At 56.1% G+C, this 14,212-nt stretch carries 13 protein-coding genes; 11 read left to right on the forward strand and 2 right to left on the reverse strand.

Annotated features, from left to right (window positions below; translation table 11 throughout):
• Position 1: 1 nt before the first annotated feature.
• The 10 genes from dnaN to ACSZO1_RS01630 all read left to right on the forward strand — a co-directional run bounded on the left by dnaN (position 2) and on the right by ACSZO1_RS01630 (position 12,168).
• Entirely contained in the window at positions 2-1,105 is a 1,104-nt protein-coding gene (gene dnaN, locus ACSZO1_RS01585) for a DNA polymerase III subunit beta (protein WP_437608846.1), read from the forward strand.
• 182 nt (positions 1,106-1,287) lie between these two features.
• Positions 1,288-2,373, forward strand: coding sequence for a DNA replication/repair protein RecF (gene recF, locus ACSZO1_RS01590; RefSeq protein ID WP_437608848.1), 1,086 nt, complete (start codon positions 1,288-1,290; stop codon positions 2,371-2,373).
• Between the two features lie 17 nt (positions 2,374-2,390).
• A complete protein-coding gene (gene gyrB / locus ACSZO1_RS01595) occupies positions 2,391-4,799 on the forward strand; it encodes a DNA topoisomerase (ATP-hydrolyzing) subunit B (RefSeq protein WP_437608850.1) in 2,409 nt (802 codons plus the stop codon).
• A 195-nt stretch (positions 4,800-4,994) separates the two neighbouring features.
• A complete protein-coding gene (gene yidA / locus ACSZO1_RS01600; protein WP_437608852.1) occupies positions 4,995-5,807 on the forward strand; it encodes a sugar-phosphatase in 813 nt (270 codons plus the stop codon).
• Between the two features lie 228 nt (positions 5,808-6,035).
• On the forward strand, positions 6,036-6,725 hold the full coding sequence (dgoR, locus tag ACSZO1_RS01605) for a D-galactonate utilization transcriptional regulator DgoR (RefSeq protein WP_437608854.1): 690 nt from the start codon (positions 6,036-6,038) through the stop codon (positions 6,723-6,725).
• On the forward strand, positions 6,722-7,600 hold the full coding sequence (locus ACSZO1_RS01610) for a 2-dehydro-3-deoxygalactonokinase (protein ID WP_437608856.1): 879 nt from the start codon (positions 6,722-6,724) through the stop codon (positions 7,598-7,600). Before dgoR ends, ACSZO1_RS01610 begins: the two co-directional genes overlap by 4 nt.
• Positions 7,584-8,201 (forward strand): 2-dehydro-3-deoxy-6-phosphogalactonate aldolase, encoded by a 618-nt coding sequence (locus tag ACSZO1_RS01615; RefSeq protein WP_437608858.1) that lies wholly within the window; start codon positions 7,584-7,586, stop codon positions 8,199-8,201. Before ACSZO1_RS01610 ends, ACSZO1_RS01615 begins: the two co-directional genes overlap by 17 nt.
• The gene (gene dgoD / locus ACSZO1_RS01620; RefSeq protein WP_437608860.1) at positions 8,198-9,346 is read left to right on the forward strand and encodes a galactonate dehydratase; all 1,149 of its coding nucleotides are present in this window, start codon (positions 8,198-8,200) and stop codon (positions 9,344-9,346) included. The genes ACSZO1_RS01615 and dgoD overlap by 4 nt, the downstream gene beginning before the upstream one ends.
• 170 nt (positions 9,347-9,516) lie before the next feature.
• Positions 9,517-10,854 carry an MFS transporter gene (locus ACSZO1_RS01625; RefSeq protein ID WP_437608862.1) on the forward strand — a complete coding sequence of 446 codons (1,338 nt, stop codon included), beginning with the start codon at positions 9,517-9,519 and terminating at the stop codon, positions 10,852-10,854.
• 51 nt (positions 10,855-10,905) lie between these two features.
• The gene (locus ACSZO1_RS01630; RefSeq protein WP_437608863.1) at positions 10,906-12,168 is read left to right on the forward strand and encodes a DUF3748 domain-containing protein; all 1,263 of its coding nucleotides are present in this window, start codon (positions 10,906-10,908) and stop codon (positions 12,166-12,168) included.
• Here ACSZO1_RS01630 and ACSZO1_RS01635 read toward each other — a convergent pair.
• Positions 12,149-12,517: a YceK/YidQ family lipoprotein gene (locus ACSZO1_RS01635; RefSeq protein WP_437608865.1), complete on the reverse strand. Its 369-nt coding sequence runs from the start codon at positions 12,515-12,517 to the stop codon at positions 12,149-12,151. The two genes, ACSZO1_RS01630 and ACSZO1_RS01635, sit on opposite strands and share 20 nt — an antisense overlap.
• Positions 12,518-12,821: 304 nt before the next feature.
• On the opposite strand from ACSZO1_RS01635, the gene ibpA reads away from it, so the two are divergent.
• Complete coding sequence (gene ibpA, locus ACSZO1_RS01640) at positions 12,822-13,238, forward strand: small heat shock chaperone IbpA (protein ID WP_437608867.1); 417 nt, start codon at positions 12,822-12,824, stop codon at positions 13,236-13,238.
• 41 nt (positions 13,239-13,279) lie between these two features.
• On the opposite strand, the gene ACSZO1_RS01645 is transcribed toward ibpA, so the two are convergent.
• Complete coding sequence (locus ACSZO1_RS01645; RefSeq protein ID WP_437608869.1) at positions 13,280-14,194, reverse strand: EamA family transporter; 915 nt, start codon at positions 14,192-14,194, stop codon at positions 13,280-13,282.
• Positions 14,195-14,212: the final 18 nt, after the last annotated feature.

Below are 14,212 nucleotides of genomic sequence, written 5' to 3' on the forward strand. Positions count from 1 at the left end.
TATGAAATTTATTGTAGAACGCGAGCATTTACTCAAACCGTTACAGCAAGTGAGCAGCCCGTTAGGTGGCCGCCCGACGCTGCCGATTCTTGGCAACCTGCTGCTGCAGGTCAATGAAGACAGCTTGCTGCTGACCGGCACCGATTTAGAAATGGAAATGGTTGCCCGTGTGGCGCTGACGCAGTCGTGTGAGCCGGGCGCCACCACCGTGCCGGCGCGCAAATTCTTTGATATCTGCCGTGGCCTGCCGGAAGGCGCAGAGATCAATGTGACGCTGGAAGGCGACAGAATGCTGGTGCGTTCTGGCCGCAGCCGTTTCTCTCTGTCGACGCTGCCCGCCAGCGATTTCCCGAATCTGGATGACTGGCAGAGCGAAGTCGAATTCACCCTGCCGCAGGCGACGCTGAAGCGCCTGATTGAAGCCACACAGTTTTCCATGGCGCATCAGGATGTTCGCTATTACCTGAACGGCATGCTGTTTGAAACCGAAGGTGAAGATCTGCGCACGGTCGCAACCGATGGTCACCGTCTGGCGGTCTGTTCGATGAATATTGGTCAGGCATTGCCGAACCATTCGGTGATCGTGCCACGTAAAGGCGTGATTGAGCTGGTGCGTCTGCTGGATGGCGGCGACACGCCGCTGCAGGTGCAGATTGGCAGCAGCAATATCCGTGCTCATGTGGGCGACTTTATTTTCACCTCGAAACTGGTCGATGGTCGTTTCCCGGATTACCGTCGCGTGTTGCCGAAAAACCCGGATAAAACCCTCGAAGCGGGTTGCGATATCCTCAAACAGGCCTTTTCCCGTGCGGCGATTCTTTCCAATGAGAAATTCCGTGGTGTGCGCCTGTATATCAGTGAAAATCAGCTGAAAATCACCGCCAATAACCCGGAACAGGAAGAGGCGGAAGAGATTCTGGATGTCACATACGGCGGCGGTACTGAGCTGGAAATTGGCTTTAACGTCAGTTACGTGCTGGATGTGCTGAATGCGCTGAAATGCGAAAATGTGCGTCTGCTGCTGACGGATTCGGTGTCCAGTGTGCAGATTGAAGATGCAGCAAGTACATCTGCCGCCTACGTCGTCATGCCCATGCGTTTGTAGTGGGTGGAATATATCGGGCTAGCTCACTTGCCATTTTGCGTCCGGGCAGTGCTCGCAATCCTCACGTACTGATGTACGCTGCGGTTGCTGCGCGCTGGTCGTCCGCAAACTGGCTGCGCCGCTGACGCCCTGGATCGAGGGGCGGCTGATTCACCTGTCGAGTTTGTGGAATATCTTCATCTATGGCTTTAACCCGCCTTCTTATCAAAGACTTTCGTAATATCGAAGATGCCGATCTCGCGCTGGCGCCGGGGTTTAACTTTTTGGTGGGCGCGAACGGCAGCGGCAAGACCAGCGTGCTGGAAGCGATTTATACACTCGGCCATGGCCGGGCATTTCGCAGTCTGCAGGCCGGGCGCGTAATCCGTCACGATCAGGACGCGTTTGTGCTGCATGGTCGTATCGATGGTGCAGAGCGCGAAATGTCGGTCGGTTTAACCAAAAACCGTCAGGGCGACAGGAAAGTGCGCATCGATGGCAGTGACGGCCATAAAGTGGCGGAACTGGCGCAGCTGTTGCCAATGCAGCTGATCACCCCGGAAGGTTTTACGCTGCTGAATGGCGGCCCTAAGTATCGTCGTGCTTATATCGACTGGGGCTGTTTCCATAACGAACCCGGCTTCTTTAACGCCTGGAGCAACCTGCGTCGTCTGCTGAAACAGCGCAACGCGGCACTGCGCCAGGTGTCACGCTATCAGCAGGTCCGTGCATGGGATCTGGAGCTGGCACCGCTGGCGGAACAAATCAGCCAGTGGCGGGCAGAGTACAGCGAGGCGATTGCCGCGGATATCACCACCACCTGCGCCCAGTTTTTACCTGAGTTTGAACTCAGTTTCTCGTTCCAGCGCGGCTGGGATAAAGAGAGTGACTATGCCGAGCTGCTGGAACGGCAGTTCGAACGCGATCGGGCGCTAACCTACACCGCCAGCGGCCCGCACAAAGCGGATTTCCGTATTCGTGCCGAGGGCACGCCGGTGGAAGATTTGCTGTCGCGCGGGCAGTTAAAGCTGCTGATGTGTGCTTTACGCCTCGCGCAGGGTGAGTTTCTCACCCGCCAGAACGGGCGACGTTGCCTGTATCTGATAGATGATTTTGCCTCTGAGCTGGACGAGAGTCGCCGCCGCCTGCTGGCGACGCGGCTGAAGGCCACACAGGCCCAGGTTTTTGTCAGTGCCATCGGTGCAGAGCACGTTATCGATATGGATGATGAAAAGGGCAAGATGTTCCGCGTAGAACAGGGTAAAATAGCTGTTCAACCTGAAGATTAAATGAGCGAGAAACGTTGATGTCGAATTCTTATGACTCCTCAAGTATCAAAGTTCTGAAAGGGCTTGATGCGGTACGCAAACGCCCGGGTATGTATATCGGCGATACGGATGACGGCACCGGTCTGCATCACATGGTATTCGAGGTTGTGGATAACGCCATTGACGAAGCACTTGCCGGGCACTGTAAAGACATTATCGTGACCATTCATGCGGATAACTCAGTTTCCGTACAGGATGATGGCCGTGGTATTCCGACCGGCATTCACCCGGAAGAGGGTGTCTCTGCGGCGGAAGTGATCATGACGGTACTGCACGCTGGCGGTAAGTTCGATGATAACTCGTATAAAGTTTCCGGTGGTCTGCACGGCGTGGGTGTTTCCGTGGTTAACGCCCTGTCGCAAAAACTGGAACTGACCATCCGCCGTGAAGGCAAAGTACACCAGCAGATTTATGTGCACGGTGAGCCGCAGGCACCACTGGCGGTCACCGGTGAAACCGAAGCGACCGGTACTCGCGTACGTTTCTGGCCGAGCCACGAAACTTTTACCAACGTCACTGAATTCGAATATGAAATTCTGGCGAAGCGTCTGCGTGAACTGTCCTTCCTGAACTCCGGCGTCTCTATTCGCCTGGAAGATAAACGCGACGGTAAAAACGATCACTACCACTACGAAGGCGGCATCAAAGCGTTCGTGGAGTATCTGAACAAGAACAAAACGCCAATTCACCCGAATGTGTTCTATTTCAGCACGGAAAAAGACGGTATTGGCGTGGAAGTGGCGCTGCAGTGGAACGACGGTTTCCAGGAAAACATCTACTGCTTTACCAACAACATTCCACAGCGCGATGGTGGTACTCACCTCGCGGGCTTCCGTGCGGCGATGACCCGTACGCTGAACGCCTATATGGATAAAGAAGGTTACAGCAAAAAAGCCAAAGTCAGCGCCACCGGCGACGATGCGCGTGAAGGCCTGATTGCAGTGGTTTCGGTAAAAGTGCCGGACCCGAAATTCTCTTCTCAGACCAAAGACAAACTGGTGTCGTCCGAAGTGAAATCGGCGGTAGAGCAGCAGATGAACGAACTGCTGGCAGAATACCTGCTGGAAAATCCGAACGATGCGAAAATCGTTGTCGGCAAAATCATTGATGCGGCACGTGCCCGTGAAGCGGCGCGTCGCGCGCGTGAAATGACCCGTCGTAAAGGCGCGCTGGATCTGGCGGGTCTGCCAGGTAAGCTGGCGGATTGTCAGGAACGCGACCCGGCACTGTCTGAAATCTACCTGGTGGAAGGGGACTCTGCGGGCGGTTCCGCCAAGCAGGGCCGTAACCGTAAAAACCAGGCGATTCTGCCGCTGAAAGGTAAAATCCTTAACGTTGAGAAAGCACGCTTCGACAAGATGCTCTCTTCGCAGGAAGTGGCCACGCTGATCACCGCGCTGGGCTGCGGCATTGGCCGTGACGAATACAACCCGGATAAACTGCGTTATCACAGCATCATCATCATGACCGATGCGGACGTCGACGGCTCGCACATTCGTACTCTGCTGTTGACCTTCTTCTATCGCCAGATGCCGGAAATTGTGGAGCGCGGTCATGTCTACATTGCTCAGCCGCCGCTGTACAAAGTGAAAAAAGGTAAGCAGGAACAGTACATTAAAGACGACGAAGCGATGGATCAGTATCAGATTGCCATCGCGCTCGACGGTGCGACCCTGCATACCAACGCGGAAGCGCCTGCCATGGGGGGTAAACCACTGGAAGATCTGGTGGCGGAATACAACAGCACGCAGAAAATGCTCAAGCGTATGGAACGTCGCTTCCCGCTGGCATTGCTGAATGCGCTGATTTACCACCCAACGCTGAGCGACCTGAGCAGTCAGTCGGCGGTGCAGCAGTGGATTGAGACGCTGGTGGCGTACCTCAATGAGCGTGAACAGCACGGCAGCACCTACAATGCGCTGGTGCGTGAAAACCGCGAGCTGAACCAGTTCGAACCTGTGCTGCGCGTGCGTACTCACGGTGTTGACAGCGACTACCCGCTGGATAACGAGTTTGTGCTGGGTGGCGAATATCGCAAGATCTGTGCGCTGGGCGAGAAACTGCGCGGCCTGATCGAGCAGGATGCCTTTATCGAACGCGGCGAGCGCCGTCAGCCGGTTGCCAGCTTCGAGCAGGCGCTGGAGTGGCTGGTGAAAGAGTCACGTCGTGGCCTGTCAGTTCAGCGTTATAAAGGTCTGGGCGAAATGAACCCGGAACAGCTGTGGGAAACCACCATGGACCCGGACAGCCGCCGCATGATGCGCGTTACTGTTAAAGATGCGATTGCTGCCGATCAGCTGTTCACCACCCTGATGGGTGATGCGGTTGAACCACGTCGCGCCTTTATCGAAGAGAATGCGCTGAAAGCAGCGAATATCGATATCTAAGCGATCTGTTCTGCTCCGGTAAACGGGGCGACACAGAGTGTAAGCCCGGTGAGCGTGATGCCACCGGGCTTTTCTTTGCGCGCAAAAGAGGAATCAAACCGCGCACTTCTGCCCTCCTTTCCCTCTGACTCTTTTACTGTTTTTTGAGCGGAATCGCGTTAGCATGGCATCAGACTCATTTAAACCGGGGATCTCATGGCTATTAAACTTATCGCAATCGACATGGATGGCACCCTGCTGCTGCCAGACCACACCATTTCTCCAGCCGTTAAAAACGCTATCGCTGCCGCCCGTGCAAAGGGTGTCAACGTGGTACTGACGACAGGCCGCCCGTATGCTGGCGTTCATCGCTATCTGAAAGAACTGCATATGGAGCAGGAAGGGGATTACTGCATCACCTATAACGGTGCGCTGGTGCAGAAAGCGGGTGACGGCAGCACGGTGGCGCAAACGGCGCTGAGTTATGACGATTACCGGTTCCTGGAAAACCTGTCGCGCGAAGTGGGTTCGCACTTCCATGCCCTCGATCGCAATACGCTGTACACCGCTAACCGCGATATCAGCTACTACACCGTGCATGAATCCTACGTTGCCACGATTCCTCTGGTGTTCTGCGAAGCTGAGAAAATGGACCCGGCAACCCAGTTCCTGAAAGTGATGATGATTGATGAGCCTGCCATTCTGGATAAAGCCATCGCCCGCATCCCGGCAGAAGTGAAAGAGCAATACACCGTACTGAAAAGTGCGCCGTACTTCCTTGAAATCCTTGATAAACGCGTCAACAAAGGCACGGGTGTGAAATCACTGGCGGATGTGCTGGGGATCAAAGCGGAAGAGATTATGACCATCGGCGATCAGGAAAATGATATCGCGATGCTGGAATACGCAGGTGTCGGGGTGGCGATGGATAACGCCATTCCGTCGGTGAAAGAAGTGGCGAATTTCGTCACCAAATCCAACCTGGAAGATGGCGTGGCTTACGCCATTGAGAAGTTCGTACTGCAATAACCGCCTCACCATCTCCAGCCAGCCCCGGTCATCAGCCGGGGCTTTTTTTTATCTTCTGATTAACCAATTGTTCTTTTTGTGATCTTGATTGTAGTACAACACATTTAAATTGTACTACATTGATGCCGTGAAAATGGCGGATGAGATCATTTTTGTACTGCAAAAATGAAGCGAAATTCGGCGGTCGCGGTAAAGTAGTGATGGACACTCAGAGCACAAGGACTCTCCATGATTCTTAATAAAACCGATCGCATCGTCATCACGCTGGGCAATCAGATTGTCAGCGGCAAGTACGTACCGGGTTCGCCGCTGCCAGCAGAGGCTGAGCTGTGCGACGAGTTTGCCACTTCGCGCAATATCATCCGCGAAGTCTTCCGTTCGCTGATGGCGAAGCGGTTGATTGAAATGAAGCGTTACCGCGGCGCGTTTGTGGCACCGCGCAGCCAGTGGAACTACCTCGATACCGATGTACTGCAATGGGTACTGGAAAACGATGATGACCCGCGGCTGATCGGCGCGATGAGCGAGGTACGAAATCTGGTGGAACCGGCCATTGCCCGCTGGGCGGCAGAGCGCGCGACGTCAGGTGATCTGGCGCAGATTGAAGCGGCGCTGAATGACATGGTAGCCAACAACCAGAACCGGGATGCGTTTAACGAAGCGGACATTCGCTATCACGAAGCGGTGTTGCAGTCAGTGCATAACCCGGTATTACAACAGCTTAGCGTGGCAATCAGCTCGCTACAGCGGGTGGTATTTGAACGTACCTGGATGGGGGATGAGGCCAACATGCCGAAGACACTCCAGGAACATAAAGCGCTGTTCGATGCGATACGACATCAGGACGGCGATGCGGCAGAGCAGGCGGCGCTCACCATGATCGCCAGCTCAACACGAAGGCTAAAGGAAATTACATGACATCTCGCTACATCGCTATTGACTGGGGATCGACCAATTTGCGCGCCTGGCTGTATCAGGGCGACAAATGCCTGGAGAGCAGGCAATCAGAAGCAGGCGTGACGCGTCTGAACGGTAAATCCCCCGCAGCGGTATTAGCGGAAGTGACACACAACTGGCGCGAAGGCGCTACCCCGGTAGTGATGGCGGGCATGGTCGGCAGCAATGTGGGCTGGAAAGTGGCGCCCTATCTGCCGGTTCCTGCGCATTTTACTGCCATTGGCGAGCAGTTAACCTCCGTTGGCGACAATATCTGGATCATTCCCGGCTTATCTGTCTCGCGGGATGATAACCACAACGTGATGCGTGGCGAAGAGACACAGCTGCTCGGCGCGCGCACGCTTTCCCCCGCTTCTGTCTATGTGATGCCCGGCACTCACTGCAAATGGGTGCAGGCCGATGCTGAACAAATCCACGATTTTCGCACCGTGATGACCGGCGAACTGCACCATCTGCTGCTGCGTCATTCGCTGGTGGGTGCGGGCCTGCCGGAGCAGGAAAACGCGGAAACGGCGTTTGCCGCCGGGTTTGAGCGCGGTCTCGCCTCGCCTGCCGTTCTGTCGCAACTTTTTGAGGTTCGCGCCTCACACGTACTGGGCACGCTGCCACGTGAGCAGGTGAGCGAATTTCTCTCTGGTCTGCTGATTGGCGCGGAAGTCGCCAGCATGAGCGAATACCTCGCAGGTAAGCAGGCCATCACCCTTGTCGCCGGTTCGGCGTTAACCACACGTTACCAGCAGGCGTTCCACGCCATAGGGCGCGAGGTTGCCACGGTGGCAGGCGACACGGCATTTCAGGCAGGCATAAGGAGCATCGCTCATGCAGTGGCAAACTAATCTTCCGCTGATCGCAATCTTGCGCGGCATCACCCCGGATGAGGCGCTGGCGCATGTCGCGGCGGTGATTGACGCCGGTTTTGACGCGGTTGAGATCCCGCTTAACTCTCCGCAGTGGGAGAAAAGTATTCCGGCGGTGGTCGACGCCTTTGGCGATAAAGCGTTAATTGGCGCGGGCACCGTCCTGCAACCGGAGCAGGTGGACCAGCTCGCCAGCATGGGTTGCAAACTGATCGTTACGCCGAACATTCAGCCCGAGGTGATTCGCCGCGCGGTGGCTCACGGCATGACCGTTTGCCCAGGCTGCGCCACGGCGACGGAAGCCTTTAGCGCGCTCGACGCGGGCGCACAGGCGCTGAAAATTTTCCCGTCATCGGCATTTGGCCCGGACTATATCAAAGCACTGAAAGCGGTGCTGCCGGCCAGCGTACCGGTGTTTTCCGTCGGCGGAGTGACGCCGGAAAACCTGGCGCAATGGATTCAGGCAGGGTGCGTGGGCACCGGATTGGGCAGCGATCTCTATCGCGCCGGACAATCCGTTGAACGTACTGCGCAGCAGGCTGCGGCATTTGTTAAGGCGTATCGAGAGGCAGTGAAATGAAAATAACCAAACTCACCACGTACCGTTTACCTCCGCGTTGGATGTTCCTGAAAATCGAAACCGATGAAGGCGTGGTTGGCTGGGGCGAACCGGTGATTGAAGGGCGTGCACGCACCGTGGAAGCCGCCGTGCATGAACTGGGCGAATACCTGATTGGTCAGGACCCGGCGCGTATCAACGACCTGTGGCAGGTGATGTACCGCGCGGGCTTTTACCGTGGCGGCCCGATTCTGATGAGCGCCATTGCCGGTATTGACCAGGCGCTGTGGGATATCAAAGGTAAAGTGCTGAATGCGCCCGTCTGGCAGCTGATGGGAGGCCTGGTGCGCGACAAAATCAAAGCGTACAGCTGGGTAGGCGGCGACCGTCCGGCAGAAGTGATCGACGGCATTAAAAAACTGCGTGGCATCGGTTTTGATACCTTCAAGCTGAATGGCTGCGAAGAGATGGGCGTGATTGATAATTCACGTGCCGTGGATGCGGCGGTCAATACCGTGGCGCAAATTCGCGAAGCATTCGGCAATGAGATTGAGTTTGGTCTCGACTTCCATGGTCGTGTCAGTGCGCCGATGGCCAAAGTGCTGATTAAAGAGCTTGAGCAGTATCGTCCGCTGTTTATTGAAGAGCCGGTGCTGGCGGAACAGGCCGAGTACTATCCTAAGCTGGCGGCGCAGACGCATATTCCAATTGCCGCCGGTGAGCGCATGTTCTCGCGCTTTGAGTTCAAACGCGTGCTGGAAGCGGGCGGCCTGGCGATTCTGCAGCCGGATCTGTCGCACGCGGGCGGCATCACTGAGTGCTACAAAATCGCCGGCATGGCGGAAGCGTATGATGTGGCGCTGGCGCCGCACTGCCCGCTGGGGCCGGTGGCGCTGGCGGCGTGTCTGCATGTGGATTTCGTCTCACGTAATGCGGTCTTCCAGGAGCAGAGCATGGGCATCCACTATAACAAGGGCGCGGAACTGCTCGACTTCGTGAAAAATAAAGAAGACTTCAATATGGAAGGCGGCTTCTTTAAACCGTTAATGAAACCGGGTCTCGGCGTGGATATCGACGAAGCGAAGGTAATTGAACTCAGTAAAAATGCGCCGGACTGGCGTAACCCGCTGTGGCGACATGCCGACGGCTCGGTTGCTGAGTGGTAATACCTGCCCTGTTTGCGCGGCAGGTATTCTCGCGGCGATGGTTTTCCCCTGTTGCTTAATGGCTTACGTGCCAGGGGATTAAACATCCTGCTGCTGTCCTGTATCACGAATAATTCAGGGCAGTTTTATTAATAAAAAACAAATGACACACCCTCTGTAAATTACAGGGCATGGTGAGCGGCTTCGCTATGCCCAAAATCTGGGGACAGATTGCGATGGATATCTCAGTTACTACTGCAAAACCAGGGCGTCGCCGTTATCTGACGCTGATTATGATCTTTATTACCGTGGTCATCTGTTATGTTGACCGCGCCAACCTTGCCGTGGCATCGGCACATATTCAGGAAGAATTTGGTATCACCAAAGCGGAAATGGGTTACGTGTTCTCTGCGTTTGCCTGGCTGTATACGCTGTGCCAGATCCCCGGCGGCTGGTTCCTCGACCGTGTCGGGTCACGGCTGACCTACTTTATCGCTATTTTCGGCTGGTCAGTGGCGACGCTGTTGCAGGGTTTTGCTACCGGACTCATGTCGCTGATTGGCCTGCGGGCGATCACCGGCATTTTTGAAGCACCGGCTTTCCCGACCAATAACCGGATGGTCACCAGCTGGTTCCCGGAACATGAGCGTGCGTCTGCGGTAGGCTTCTACACCTCCGGGCAGTTTGTCGGTCTGGCGTTCCTCACGCCACTGCTGATCTGGATTCAGGAACTGCTGAGCTGGCACTGGGTGTTTATCGTCACTGGCGGTATTGGGATTGTCTGGTCCTTCATCTGGATCAAGGTCTATCAACCGCCACGTTTGACGAAGGGCATCAGCAAAGCCGAACTGGATTATATTCGTGACGGTGGTGGTCTGGTGGATGGCGACGCGCCAGTGAAGAAAGAGGCGCGCCAGCCGATGAGCAAAGCCGACTGGAAACTGGTGTTCCATCGCAAGCTGGTGGGTGTGTATCTGGGACAGTTCGCGGTGACCTCCACGCTGTGGTTCTTCCTGACGTGGTTCCCGAACTACCTGACGCAGGAAAAAGGCATCACCGCGCTGAAGGCCGGTTTTATGACCACGGTGCCGTTCCTCGCGGCTTTTGTGGGGGTGCTGCTCTCCGGCTGGCTGGCGGATAAGCTGGTGAAAAAAGGCTATTCGCTGGGCGCGGCGCGTAAAACGCCGATTATCTGCGGTCTGCTGATTTCCACCTGCATTATGGGCGCGAACTATACCAACGACCCGGTGTGGATTATGACGCTGATGGCGGTGGCGTTCTTCGGTAACGGCTTTGCGTCTATCACCTGGTCACTGGTGTCGTCGCTGGCGCCGATGCGGCTGATTGGTTTGACGGGTGGCGTGTTTAACTTCGTCGGCGGGCTGGGCGGTATCACGGTGCCACTGGTGATCGGCTATCTGGCGCAGGATTATGGCTTTGGTCCGGCGCTGGTCTATATTTCCGCGGTGGCGCTGATTGGCGCGCTCTCCTACATCCTGCTGGTCGGCGATGTGAAACGAGTAGGCTAATTTCCCGCGATGCTATACCCTGATGCGAACGCCGCGCATCAGGGTCTCTTCATGAAACAAATCACGTTCGCTCCCCGTAACCACCAGCTCACCAATATCAATATCTGGACGGCAGACAGCCAGTGGCTGGTGTACGATGTGCGCCCGTCCGGCGCCTCCTTCACCAGCCTGACCATCGAGCGGGTGAATGTGGTCAGCGGGGCGACGGAAGTGCTGTATCTGGCAAGCGACGGCGCGCATGTTGGCGTGGTGACCGCCAGCCCGGACTTACCGCCGCGTTATGTCTGCATCCATGGCCCGGAACATCCCGACAGCAGCTGGCAGTATGATTTCCATCATCGTCGCGGCGTGATTGTGCAGAACGGCGTGGCGGAAAACCTTGATGCCTGCGATATCACTCCCCCTTTTACCCCCGGCGCACTGCGCGGCGGCTCTCATGTGCATGTGTTCAGTCCGGATGGTTCACGTCTGAGTTTTACTTATAACGATCATGTGATGCATGAGTGGGATATGGCGCAGGATCTGCGCAATGTCGGTGTCGCGGTGCCGCTGCATGCGGTGTGCCCGGTGAAACAGCATCCGCGTGAATACGATGGCAGCCATTTCTGCGTGCTGGTCAGCCAGACCACCGCCACGCCAGCGCCCGGCAGCGATGAGATCAATCGCGCTTATGAAGAGGGCTGGGTGGGGAATCAGGGCTATGGTAAGCCTGATGGGTCGTGGCAGCGCTGGGCGCTGGCCTTTATTGGCGACACGCTGAACAGTGAGGGTGGGAAAGTGCCGGAAGTGTTTATCGTCGATCTGCCGGAGAAGCTGCGCGATTACGCCCAGGAAGGCGACCAGCCGTTGGCGGGCAGTGAGACGCGCTTACCCGCGCCGCCGCGCGGCGTGCAGCAGCGGCGGCTGACCTTTACGACGGATCGGCGCTATCCTGGTCTGGTGAATCAGCCGCGCCACTGGCTGCGTGCATCACCCGATGGCAGCGCCATTGCGTTTCTGATGAAGGACGATCACGGCATTGTTCAGCTGTGGACGGTATCGCCGAACGGGGGCGCGGTACGGCAGATTACCCGCAGTGACAGCGATATTCAGTCCGCGTTTAGCTGGCATCCGGCGGGTCATGCGCTGGCATTTATCTGTGATAACAGTGTGATGTTGTGTGATGTGGCCAGTGGCCGGTTACGGCGCTTAACCGCACCAACGGCGATCGCACCGAGTGGCGATGCCGTCGTGATTTCACCCGATGGGCTGGAGGTCGCGTATATGCGCGATATTGATGGTTATCGCCAGATCTTTACGGCTGCGCTGAATTAACCGCCAGCGGCTCGGCGCTGTGAATACTGTCAAAAGGGCGTGACATGGCCTCACTCTGGCGTACCCGTTCGCGTGGTGAGTCGGGTGCTTTGTCCTTGTCAGCACGCAGGTAATCCCACGGCAGCAGAATGGTGTCCATCACAGCGGAGAACGGCAGGTCTATCGCTGCCAGCGGTTTCATTACCCAGTTGCTGTTATCGTCAGTGATAATCGCCGCACTGGCGCGGGTTCCGGGATAATAACCCTGGCCTGGGCCGGTATGGGACATCACACTTGAGCAGCCTGAAGCGCCTGCCAGCATGCAGCTGGCGAATAAACCGGCAACATGGTAAGTCTTCAATGCTTTCATCATCTGGTTCCTTTCAGTCAAGGTCATCGCCTGGCTGAGTGTATTCGCCGCGGGGCTGGGAGAGGCTCCCGGTTACTCTGTGGTAACTGCCGCCCGAACGCCGATGGGTTCCTGCTGAGTGTAAGCCATTCACAGCAAGATGGATCAAAAAATTACATTCCGGCTCTTGAAAGCGCTGGCACCATCCCCATTTTGATAACAGGTCAGAAAGCATACGCCGACAGGGTATGACCTTGCTGACCACCAGCCTGTCCATTGGGGAAGGTTGTGTTAATGACTCGCTGAAAATCAGGAGCTGTTTATTATGCGTAACTTTGATCTCTCTCCGCTTTACCGTTCATCTATTGGTTTCGACCGTCTGATTAACCTGCTGGAATCCGGCCAGGGTCAGAGCAACGGCGGATACCCTCCTTATAATGTTGAGCTGGTAGCAGAAAATCATTATCGAATTACGATTGCCGTGGCGGGGTTTGCTCAGAATGAGCTTGAAATCACCTCTCACGACAATCTGCTGGTGGTGCGTGGTGCCCACCCTGAAGAACAAGCCGAACGCCAGTATCTGTACCAGGGGATCGCCGAGCGCAACTTTGAGCGCAAATTCCAGCTGGCCGAGCATGTCCATGTGCGTGATGCGCGTTTAGAAAACGGCCTGCTGTATATCGATCTGGAACGCGTGGTGCCGGAAGCGATGAAACCACGCCGTATCGACATCCTTAGCTAACGGCAGCACCGGCGGGGTCAGCAGAAGCTGACCCCGCTCTGTTATTGCGCCTGCTGGCGTGTCTGGCGCGTCAGCTTCAGTAAACCGCCAAACACATTCAGCAGTAAGCCGACAATAATGATGGCTGCCCCGGTGAGCTGCAGCAGCGACAGCCTTTCTCCCAGCAGCAGCGCGGCACTGAGTATCCCCACCACCGGCACCAGCAGCGTCAGCGGCGCCACCCGCCAGGTCTCATAACGCTTGAGCAAATATCCCCAGATGGCATAGCCTAAAACCGTGGCGATAAACGCAAGGTAAATCAGCGACATAATTGTCACCGGCTTAATATTGATCAGGCTCATCACAATGGCATGGGAACCTTCAAACAGCCATGAAAAGAGGAAAAAGGGCACCACCGGGATCAGTGCGCTCCAGATCACCAGCGACATCACCGGAGTGGGATAGCGGCGCACAATCACTTTATTGCTGATATTGCCCAGCGCCCAGGAGAAGGCTGCGCCCAGCGTCAGCAGCAGGGTGACCAGCGTAATACCGCCAGCGCTCTGATCTTCCATACCTGCTTCCGCCAGCAGCACCATGCCCAGCGCCGCAATCACCACGCCGGTAATATGGTGCCAGCGCAACTGTTCACTCAGCATCACCGCGCCCAGCAGAATGGTGAAAAAGGCCTGTGCCTGCAGCACCAGCGATGCAATCCCGGCGGGCATGCCCAGTTTGATCGCCAGAAACAGAAAGGCGAACTGACCGAAACTGATGGTCATGCCATACACCACCAGCCAGCGCAGGGGGACTTTTGGCGGTTTGATAAAAAAGATCGCGGGCAGCGCGACCAGCGCGAAACGTAAACCGGCCAGTAAAAACGGCGGCATATCGTGCAGGCCCACTTTAATCACAACAAAATTCACCCCCCAGGCGATAACCACACAGAGCGCGAGTAACATATCTTTGACCGACATAGCTCTTTCCTTTCTCTG

The organism is Erwinia sp. V71 (assembly GCF_965644245.1).
Taxonomy (GTDB): domain Bacteria; phylum Pseudomonadota; class Gammaproteobacteria; order Enterobacterales; family Enterobacteriaceae; genus Erwinia.

What these genes read in the sequence shown, in the direction of transcription:
- ACSZO1_RS01625 (WP_437608862.1), top strand. Translation starts at nt 9,517, where the DNA reads ATGGTGAGCGGCTTCGCTATGCCCAAAATCTGGGGACAGATTGCGATG.
- ACSZO1_RS01635 (WP_437608865.1), bottom strand. Translation starts at nt 12,517, where the DNA reads ATGAAAGCATTGAAGACTTACCATGTTGCCGGTTTATTCGCCAGCTGC.
- yidA (WP_437608852.1), top strand. Translation starts at nt 4,995, where the DNA reads ATGGCTATTAAACTTATCGCAATCGACATGGATGGCACCCTGCTGCTG.
- dgoD (WP_437608860.1), top strand. Translation starts at nt 8,198, where the DNA reads ATGAAAATAACCAAACTCACCACGTACCGTTTACCTCCGCGTTGGATG.
- dgoR (WP_437608854.1), top strand. Translation starts at nt 6,036, where the DNA reads ATGATTCTTAATAAAACCGATCGCATCGTCATCACGCTGGGCAATCAG.
- ACSZO1_RS01610 (WP_437608856.1), top strand. Translation starts at nt 6,722, where the DNA reads ATGACATCTCGCTACATCGCTATTGACTGGGGATCGACCAATTTGCGC.
- ACSZO1_RS01630 (WP_437608863.1), top strand. Translation starts at nt 10,906, where the DNA reads ATGAAACAAATCACGTTCGCTCCCCGTAACCACCAGCTCACCAATATC.
- recF (WP_437608848.1), top strand. Translation starts at nt 1,288, where the DNA reads ATGGCTTTAACCCGCCTTCTTATCAAAGACTTTCGTAATATCGAAGAT.
- dnaN (WP_437608846.1), top strand. Translation starts at nt 2, where the DNA reads ATGAAATTTATTGTAGAACGCGAGCATTTACTCAAACCGTTACAGCAA.
- ACSZO1_RS01645 (WP_437608869.1), bottom strand. Translation starts at nt 14,194, where the DNA reads ATGTCGGTCAAAGATATGTTACTCGCGCTCTGTGTGGTTATCGCCTGG.
- ibpA (WP_437608867.1), top strand. Translation starts at nt 12,822, where the DNA reads ATGCGTAACTTTGATCTCTCTCCGCTTTACCGTTCATCTATTGGTTTC.
- ACSZO1_RS01615 (WP_437608858.1), top strand. Translation starts at nt 7,584, where the DNA reads ATGCAGTGGCAAACTAATCTTCCGCTGATCGCAATCTTGCGCGGCATC.
- gyrB (WP_437608850.1), top strand. Translation starts at nt 2,391, where the DNA reads ATGTCGAATTCTTATGACTCCTCAAGTATCAAAGTTCTGAAAGGGCTT.